Source organism: Halalkalicoccus subterraneus, assembly GCF_003697815.1.
GTDB lineage: Archaea > Halobacteriota > Halobacteria > Halobacteriales > Halalkalicoccaceae > Halalkalicoccus > Halalkalicoccus subterraneus.
This window is the reverse complement of record NZ_RDQG01000082.1, coordinates 1-7,250: the sequence shown is the minus strand read 5'-3', so window position 1 is coordinate 7,250 and position 7,250 is coordinate 1. Positions and strand designations below refer to the sequence as shown.

The 7,250-nt window shown below is 66.4% G+C and carries 9 protein-coding genes and 1 pseudogene; 4 read left to right on the top strand and 6 right to left on the bottom strand.

Annotation, left to right across the window (positions count from 1 at the left end):
• The 4 genes from EAO80_RS17230 to EAO80_RS17215 all read right to left on the bottom strand — a co-directional run.
• Nucleotides 1-783 (bottom strand): phosphate ABC transporter ATP-binding protein (locus EAO80_RS17230; protein ID WP_394343440.1); only part of this gene is annotated, 783 nt, incomplete at its 3' end.
• An 11-nt stretch (nucleotides 784-794) separates the two neighbouring features.
• Nucleotides 795-1,679 carry a phosphate ABC transporter permease PstA gene (pstA, locus tag EAO80_RS17225; RefSeq protein ID WP_122091073.1) on the bottom strand — a complete coding sequence of 295 codons (885 nt, stop codon included), beginning with the start codon at nucleotides 1,677-1,679 and terminating at the stop codon, nucleotides 795-797.
• Nucleotides 1,679-2,614, bottom strand: a complete 936-nt coding sequence (gene pstC, locus EAO80_RS17220; RefSeq protein WP_122091072.1) for a phosphate ABC transporter permease subunit PstC — start codon at nucleotides 2,612-2,614, stop codon at nucleotides 1,679-1,681. Before pstC ends, pstA begins: the two co-directional genes overlap by 1 nt.
• A gap of 64 nt (nucleotides 2,615-2,678) precedes the next feature.
• Nucleotides 2,679-3,653 (bottom strand): phosphate ABC transporter substrate-binding protein PstS family protein, encoded by a 975-nt coding sequence (locus EAO80_RS17215; RefSeq protein ID WP_122091071.1) that lies wholly within the window; start codon nucleotides 3,651-3,653, stop codon nucleotides 2,679-2,681.
• A gap of 237 nt (nucleotides 3,654-3,890) precedes the next feature.
• Here EAO80_RS17215 and EAO80_RS17210 point away from each other — a divergent pair, with 237 nt between their 5' ends.
• On the top strand, nucleotides 3,891-4,889 hold the full coding sequence (locus tag EAO80_RS17210) for a phosphate uptake regulator PhoU (protein ID WP_122091070.1): 999 nt from the start codon (nucleotides 3,891-3,893) through the stop codon (nucleotides 4,887-4,889).
• Nucleotides 4,890-4,953: 64 nt separating this feature from the next.
• Here EAO80_RS17210 and EAO80_RS17205 read toward each other — a convergent pair whose 3' ends face one another.
• Nucleotides 4,954-5,325 (bottom strand): 30S ribosomal protein S8e, encoded by a 372-nt coding sequence (locus EAO80_RS17205; RefSeq protein WP_122091069.1) that lies wholly within the window; start codon nucleotides 5,323-5,325, stop codon nucleotides 4,954-4,956.
• Between the two features lie 79 nt (nucleotides 5,326-5,404).
• On the opposite strand from EAO80_RS17205, the gene EAO80_RS17200 reads away from it, so the two are divergent.
• Together EAO80_RS17200 and EAO80_RS17195 are read left to right on the top strand one after the other, a co-directional pair.
• A complete protein-coding gene (locus EAO80_RS17200) occupies nucleotides 5,405-5,857 on the top strand; it encodes a DUF2240 family protein (protein WP_122091068.1) in 453 nt (150 codons plus the stop codon).
• 24 nt (nucleotides 5,858-5,881) lie between these two features.
• Nucleotides 5,882-6,256 carry a hypothetical protein gene (locus tag EAO80_RS17195; protein ID WP_122091067.1) on the top strand — a complete coding sequence of 125 codons (375 nt, stop codon included), beginning with the start codon at nucleotides 5,882-5,884 and terminating at the stop codon, nucleotides 6,254-6,256.
• Here the strand turns inward: EAO80_RS17195 and EAO80_RS17190 are convergent.
• Nucleotides 6,244-6,900 carry an HAD family hydrolase gene (locus EAO80_RS17190; protein WP_122091075.1) on the bottom strand — a complete coding sequence of 219 codons (657 nt, stop codon included), beginning with the start codon at nucleotides 6,898-6,900 and terminating at the stop codon, nucleotides 6,244-6,246. The two genes, EAO80_RS17195 and EAO80_RS17190, sit on opposite strands and share 13 nt — an antisense overlap.
• 147 nt (nucleotides 6,901-7,047) lie before the next feature.
• On the opposite strand from EAO80_RS17190, the pseudogene EAO80_RS17185 reads away from it, so the two are divergent.
• Nucleotides 7,048-7,250: pseudogene (locus EAO80_RS17185) on the top strand (orotidine-5'-phosphate decarboxylase); the annotation flags it as partial.

Below are 7,250 nucleotides of genomic sequence, written 5' to 3'. Positions count from 1 at the left end.
CTCGACGAGCTCGCCGCCGGTCAGGAAGACGGCCGTCTTGTCGCTGATGCGGGCGGCCTGTTGCATGTTGTGGGTAACGATCACGACCGTGTAATCCCGGGCGAGCTCCTCGATCAGGTCCTCGATCTGGCTGGTCGCGACGGGGTCGAGCGCGCTGGCTGGCTCGTCCATCAGGATCACCTCGGGGTCGGGCGCGATGGCGCGAGCGATACACAGCCGTTGTTGTTGTCCCCCCGAGAGGTCCAGACCCGACGAGTCGAGCTTGCCCTTCACCTCTTCCCACAGCGCGGCGCGCTTGAGCGCCCGCTCGATCTTCTCATCGGTGACCTCCTCGCCCTGGACCTTCAGTCCGTAGGCGACGTTGTCGCGGATGGACTTCGGGAACGGGTTGGGTTTCTGAAAGACCATCCCGATCCTGCGGCGCAGCGCGACCGGGTCGACGTCCTCGTCGTAGACGTTCTTGCCGCGAAACAGGAGTTCGCCCTCGACCTGGCAGACGTCGATGAGGTCGTTCATGCGGTTGATCGAGCGCAGGAACGTGGACTTCCCACAGCCCGAGGGGCCGATGATCGCCGTCACCTGCTTTTCGGGGATTTCCATCGTCGTGGGCTGGAGCGCCTGTTCGTCCCCGTAGTAGACGGCCATGTCCCTCGATTCGACGACTGCCGGTGCCGTCGGGGTCTGCTCCGGTTCCGAGCCCGTCTGTACCCCCGAGAACCCGCCGGGATCCGGACTCGTCGAGGCGGTGGTTCCGTCGCTTTCCTCCGGATCCGATGTCGTCATGTCTCGTGTCATTATGAACGCTCCGTCTGATACTTGTTGCGGATGAGTATCGCGATCGAGTTGATCGAGAGCAGTACCACCAACAGCGTCACGACGCCCGCCGAGACCACGCCGTACTGGAAGGCCGTATCGGGGTAGCTCGACCAGGTGTAGATCTGCATCGGCATCGCGCTGAACTTCGCGAACAGGCCGTCGGGCACGCCGAAGACCGTCGTCGGCACGCCGATCATGATCAGCGGGGCGGTCTCGCCGATCGCCCGCCCGAGCGCGAGGATCGTCCCGGTCATGATCCCCGGGAGCGACCGGGGCAGGACGACGTTGCGGATCGTCTGGCGCTTGGTCGCGCCCATGCCGTAGGAGGCCTGTCGCAGGGAGTCGGGCACCGACCGGATCGCCTCCTGGGCGGAGATGATGACGATCGGTAGGATCAACAGCGACACCGTGAAGCCGGCCACCAGCAGGGTGCCGTAGCCGAAGTTGATCAACTGGACGAACAGGCCGAGCCCCAACAGCCCGTAAACCACGGACGGAACGCCCGCGAGGTTCGCGATGTTGAGCTGGATGAACCGCGTCAAGCGGCCGTCGGAGGCGTACTCCTCGAGGTAGATCGCCGCCCCGACGCCGAGCGGGAAGGTGATCAGCGCGATCAGCACCATCAGGACGATCGAGCCGACCAGCGCCGGGAACAGCCCTGCCTCCGCAGCGATCGGGTGGGGCGGGCTCGTGAGGAACTGCCAGTCCAGCCAGCCGACGGCGTCGACGGTGACGTACGCCAGCAACACCCCGAGCGTGACGACCCCGAACAGCGCCGCCGCCAGCGTCACGTACTCGAAGACCCGGTCCTTCCAGCGGCTGACCTCGCCGAAGTCGGTATCAGTGCGGGTTTCGGTCGCCATTATCGGTACTCCTCCCGGTAGCGCGAGGCCACCCATTCGCTTATCAGGTTCATGACGAAGGTGATGACGAACAGCGTCAGTCCGACCGCGAACAGGCTCCGGTAGGCGAGCGACTGGCCGGTCACGTCGCTCGCGCCCAGTTGGACCATCGCGGCGGTCATCGTCTGGATCGATTCGAGGAAGACTCCTGCAGGGTCGGTGAGGTCGACCAGCCGCGGCGTGTTGCCCGCCGCGATGGTGACCGCCATCGTCTCGCCGATCGCGCGGCTGAGCGCGAGGATGTACGAGGAGGCGATCCCCGAGATCGAGGCGGGGACGACGACGCTCGTCGAGACCGTAAAGCGCGTCGCGCCCAGCCCGTAACTGGCCTCCCGGAGCGAGTCGGGCACCGAACTCATCGCGTCCTCGCTGATCGAGGAGACCATCGGGATGATCATGATCCCGACGATGATCGAGGCGCTCAGCGCGTTGAACGTACTGATCGTCGGGAAGACGACGCTCAGCGCCGGCGTGACGTACACCAGCGCGAAGTAGCCATACACCACGGTCGGCACACCGGCGAGCACCTCGATCGCGGGTTTCAGTACCGACCGGGCGCGGTCGCTCGCGTACTCCGCGAGGTAGATCGCCGTCAGCAGTCCGACCGGCAGCGCGATCGCCGCGGCGCCGAAGGTGATCACGAGCGTCCCGGTGATCAGCGGGAGCACGCCGAAGCTAACGGGGTCGTTCGCCGGACTCCACGTCGTCCCGGTCAGAAAGGCGATCGGGGAGACCTCCGCGAAGAACGTGATCGCGTCGCCGAGGAGGGTCACGACGATGGCGACCGTCGTGAGGACCGACAGCAACGCACAGACGAAGAAGACCGCCCGATAGGCGAACTCGCGGGTGTTCTGCCCGCTTCGCTTCGAGAGGTCCGGGGCCGTCGCGTCGCTCATCTGTGCTCACCCCCTCGTGGACCTCGATCCATCGTCCGACCGATCGTCGATGACTGGTGGGCGGTCATGCGACGTCCTCCAGTGCCGCGTCGAGTCGATCGAGGTTCTCCCGTTTCTCCCCCTCGGTGATCGGGACGTACCCGACCTGTGGGACGAGGTCGGTCGCCGCCTTCTCGATGAAGTATCGGACGAACTGCTCGACGGCCGGGTCCGCGAGCGTCTCCTTTGCGGCGTAGGTAAAGAGCGGCCGCGAGAGGGGCTGGTACTCGCCGGCCTTGGCCGTTTCGAGCGTGGGTTCGACGCAGGTCCCGTCGCCGTCGTCGATGGCGAGCGCCTTGATCGAGTCGGGGTTCTCGCTGTAGTAGGCGAACCCGAAGTACCCGATCGCGTACGGCGATCCCCGGACGCCCCGGACGATGGTGCGGTCCTTCTCGGTCGCCGAGTAGTCGTTGCGGTGGTTGGCGTCCTCGCCGATGACGGTCTCGCGGAAGTAATCGAAGGTGCCGCTGACCGTCGCCGCGCCGTAGAACTCGAAGGGTTCGTCGGGCCAGTCGTCCCGGACGTCGCTCCAGCGCTCGGCGCCGTCGGCCCGCCAGATCTGCCGGAGTTCGTCGATCGTCACGCAGTCGACCCAGTCGGCTTCCGGGTTCACGACCACGGTCAGCGCGTCCGTGCCGACGGTGAACTCCACGGGAGTGATCCCGTTGTCGCTACACTGGGTCTGTTCGCCCTCCGCAATGGGTCGACTGGCGTTGTTCAGGTCGGTCATGCCCGGACAGAAGAAGTTCGAGAACCCCCCGCCGCTGCCGGTCTGACTGACCGAGACGTTGATGTCCGGGTATTCCTGAACGAAGTCGGAGGCGACTGCTTCCGCGATCGGGAAGACGGTGCTGCTTCCGGCGATGTTCACTTCCTTCGGCTCGCTGCTGGTCACCCTCGCACAGCCGGCGAGCCCGAGCGATCCCGCTACCCCGGCCGCGGCCAAGAAATCGCGCCTCGATACGGAGCGAGGGAATCGCCCCGATGAGTCTCTCGACATCACTGTCATCTGATCGGCTTCGCACTAAATATCCTTCTATTACTACTATATATCCCTCAATATCCCGGGTCTCTTGGCGCGAGCGTTCGCCATCGGCGGCTCGGGTCGGACCGACCGCTCGCCGGTTGAACCGAGTCGTGACGACCACTGAACGGACCGTCACGTATCGCTCGCGACCGCCGACGTGAGCTATATATTCATAGCCAGATTTACCATCCCGGACGGAGAGGAACCGATATGGACACGAGGAAGGTGCAGGTCACGGGCGGCTCGACGTTTACCGTCTCGATTCCCAAGGAGTGGGCGACCGACAACGGCATCGAGGCCGGCACGGAGATCGCCTTTTACCCCGACGGCGAATCGCTGTTGCTCTCGCCGCGTGGCGGCGACGAGGTCGTTGAGGGGACCCTCGATATCGGCGACCTCCACGGGCGCGATCTCACGCGCGCGGTCGTGACGATGTACGTCAGCGGCTTCGACGTCATCCGGCTGGAGACCGAGCAGGTCACGGCCGAGCAACGCCGCAGCGTCCGGAACGCCACGCAGGGGCTCGTCGGGCTGGAGGTCGTCGAGGAGACGAGCGGGAACGTCGTCCTCCAAGACCTGCTCGATTCGGGCCAGTTGTCGGTTCACAACGCCGTCACGCGCATGCGCCTGATCGCGACGACCATGCTCGGGGACGCGATTCGCGCGCTGATCGAGGACGACGACGATCTGGCTGCGGATGTCATCGAGCGCGACGACGACGTCGACCGGCTGTGGTTCATGGTCTCGCGGGTCTTTCGCTCCACGCTCAGAAATCCGGGTGCCGCTGCGGAGATCGGATTGGGTCGCGAGCAGTGTTTCGACTACCATTCGAGCGCCCGCCAGCTCGAACGCATCGCGGACCACTCCGCGAAGATCGCCACCATCGCGCTCGACCTCGAGGAGGTCCCCGAGGACGTCGCCGGCGCGCTCGAGGGACTCCACGAGGACGCGGTCGCTGTCGTCGAGCAGGCGATGGACGCCTTCCTCGAGGACGAGAGCGACCGGGCGACTCGGCTGGCGAACCAGGCTCGAGAGGACGTCGAACCGATCGACGAGCACACCCGGCGGGCCGACGAGGAGATCCGGAGCCTGGAGGACGCCCACCAGGCGCAGTTCCTCGGGCTCGTCATCGACTCGCTCTCCCGAACCGCGGATTACGGCGGCAACATCGCGGAGACGGCGCTCCAGAAGGCCGCCCCGCGTCCGTAGACCGGACTATCGTTCGACGGATGCGGAGCTCACGGTTCGAGTGCCCGCAGAACGGTCGGTTCGACTACTCGTCGAGGACCGCGTTGACCTGCCCGTCCTGTCCGGGTCGGGAGGTGACGCGTGCGCGCCCTTCCGAGGTCTCGATGAGCGCGCCCTTCGTGATGATGTTTCGCCGGACGTAGTTGGGGTTGGCGGCGTTCTCGACGACGTCCTCGATCTCGGCGCTTTTGACTTCGCCGTCGATCGAGACGCTCGCGACGTCGGTCGCGATCGCACGGACCTTCCGGCTGTTGCCGCGTGCATCGACGGTTTTGAACTTCTTCTCGCCGACTTGCGTCTCGGTGGGGCCACGCCCGAGCTGGTGTTTCTTTCGCTTCGCCATCGGTCGCAGTCGCCCGCCGGTTCGCTTTCGCGTCGAACGGCCGTGATCGTTCATGGCCGAAGGGAGTGTCGGTGAGTACTAAAAGGGATCGCATCCGAACGCTTTACGGTTCCTCCGGGAACAGCCTCGAGGGATGAGCCTGCGGGTCGCCGTCGCCGCGCCGTTTCGAAGTGCAGGAACGAACACGATCGCCGAGAGCCGCTTCGTCGTCTCGCTCTCGCTCGATCGTGACTGGTTCTCGCCCGATCAGGCCAAACGCCTGATCGACGTCGCCGTCAGCGAGGGGCTGCTCGAACGAACCGACGCGGGACTCGAAGCGACCTTTCCGGTCGACTCTGTAGAGATTCCCGAGGACTTCTCCCCCGACGAGGACCTGCTCGTCGAGCGCTCGCCGTTCGAGCGCGTACTGGAGGCGATCGTGGCCGACGGCGTCGAGAAGCGAACCGCCGTCGCCCGGATCAACGAACTCCAGCGCGAACTCGGCGTCACCATCGAGGTCGCGGCGGTCGTCTTCGCGCGGCGGCGGGGCATGGACGTCTCCGAGGCGGTCCCGGCGATCCGCGAGACGCTGAACCGGGAGGGCTAACCCGTCGGCGCGAATAGCGGACGCATGGTCGAAAAACGGCTCGCCGACGGCCGCCGGATCGCCCAGTTGCTCGCGAGCGAGGTCGACGGCCGGAGCGACGGCGTTCTCGATACCCTCTCGGTGCGCGAGGCGGATCGGGAGGTCGAGCCGACCGCCGACGGGGCGTTCGCCTATGCGATCGAACGGGACGACGAGTGTCTCGCGGCGGTCTACGTCCATCCCAACCGGGCACACGTCGAACTCGGGGCGAGCGACGACGTCGTCGAGCGCGCCGAGTCGGCCGGGTTGCGGGTGCGCCCGAAGGCGACCCGGCCCCCGAAAACGCTCGTGTTCGTCGAGGACGGCGCGCAGGTAAAACGAGCGGTGGCGGTCGTCGAGCGGGCGGCTCAGTCGATCTGAGCAACGAGGTCGGGGAGTCCTCGAACCAGTTCGTTCCTGTGGAGGTGGGCGTCGGCCCGCGGATCGGGATCGGGTCCGCCGGGATAGAGCACCTGCACGACGACCATGCCGATCTCCGCGGCGCCCGCCACGTCGGTCTCGACGCTGTCGCCGACGTAGACCGCCTCCTCGGGCGCGACTTCGAGCGCTTCGAGGATCGCCTCGAACGCGCCCGGGTGGGGTTTCCCCTCCTCGAGTTCGCCGGTGACGACCGCGGCGTCGAACAGCTCCTCCCAGCCGAGCGTCCGGAGCTTATCGCGCTGGGCGACCACCGGCCCGTTCGTGAGCAGGCCGACCCGGTAGTCGGTTTCGAGCTCGGCGATCAGCGACTCGGCGCCCTCGATCGGGACGAGGCTGTCGGCGATGGCGCTACGATAGGCCGTCGCGAGCGCCTCGCCCTCCTCCGGCCCGTCGAGGAGGTCCGCGAAGATCGGGCCGCGCGTCTCGTGGGAATGGGCGCGCTGGTGGGCCGCGCCGTACTCCTCCCGGGAGAACCCGACGGGGATCCCGGCCGACTCCGAGGCCTCCGCCAGCAGCGTCGACCGGTCGCGTGTAACCACTGCGAGGGTGTAGTCGAGATCGAACACGACCGCTCTGAGTGCCATACCGTCCTTATGAACGCCCGGCATTTGAGGGTATCCTATCGACCCCGTTGTCCGAACCGGGTCGGCATGGTATCCTGCCTCGATTCACCGACGTGTCCGGGACCGTCGAACGGGAACGTTGTAGTCGCCGTCCCGTGATGGACGCGTATGGACTTCTTCGGGCGACTCGGCCGGCGGATCGAGGCGGTAGACAGCGTCGTCTGCGTGGGGCTCGACCCCGATCCGGATCGGATCCCCGACCATCTCCGAGACCACGACCTGCCCCGCTGGGCGTTCAACCGTCGGATCATCGACGCGACCCACGAGCACGCCGCCGCCTACAAGCCCAACGCCGCCTTCTACGAGGACAG

Bases quoted from the DNA above. Each gene is read 5' to 3' on its own strand.
- EAO80_RS17205 (WP_122091069.1), bottom strand. From the start codon at position 5,325: ATGAACGATCACGGCCGTTCGACGCGAAAGCGAACCGGCGGGCGACTG.
- pstA (WP_122091073.1), bottom strand. From the start codon at position 1,679: ATGGCGACCGAAACCCGCACTGATACCGACTTCGGCGAGGTCAGCCGC.
- EAO80_RS17215 (WP_122091071.1), bottom strand. From the start codon at position 3,653: ATGTCGAGAGACTCATCGGGGCGATTCCCTCGCTCCGTATCGAGGCGC.
- pstC (WP_122091072.1), bottom strand. From the start codon at position 2,614: ATGAGCGACGCGACGGCCCCGGACCTCTCGAAGCGAAGCGGGCAGAAC.
- EAO80_RS17200 (WP_122091068.1), top strand. From the start codon at position 5,405: ATGAGCCTGCGGGTCGCCGTCGCCGCGCCGTTTCGAAGTGCAGGAACG.
- EAO80_RS17195 (WP_122091067.1), top strand. From the start codon at position 5,882: ATGGTCGAAAAACGGCTCGCCGACGGCCGCCGGATCGCCCAGTTGCTC.
- EAO80_RS17210 (WP_122091070.1), top strand. From the start codon at position 3,891: ATGGACACGAGGAAGGTGCAGGTCACGGGCGGCTCGACGTTTACCGTC.
- EAO80_RS17190 (WP_122091075.1), bottom strand. From the start codon at position 6,900: ATGGCACTCAGAGCGGTCGTGTTCGATCTCGACTACACCCTCGCAGTG.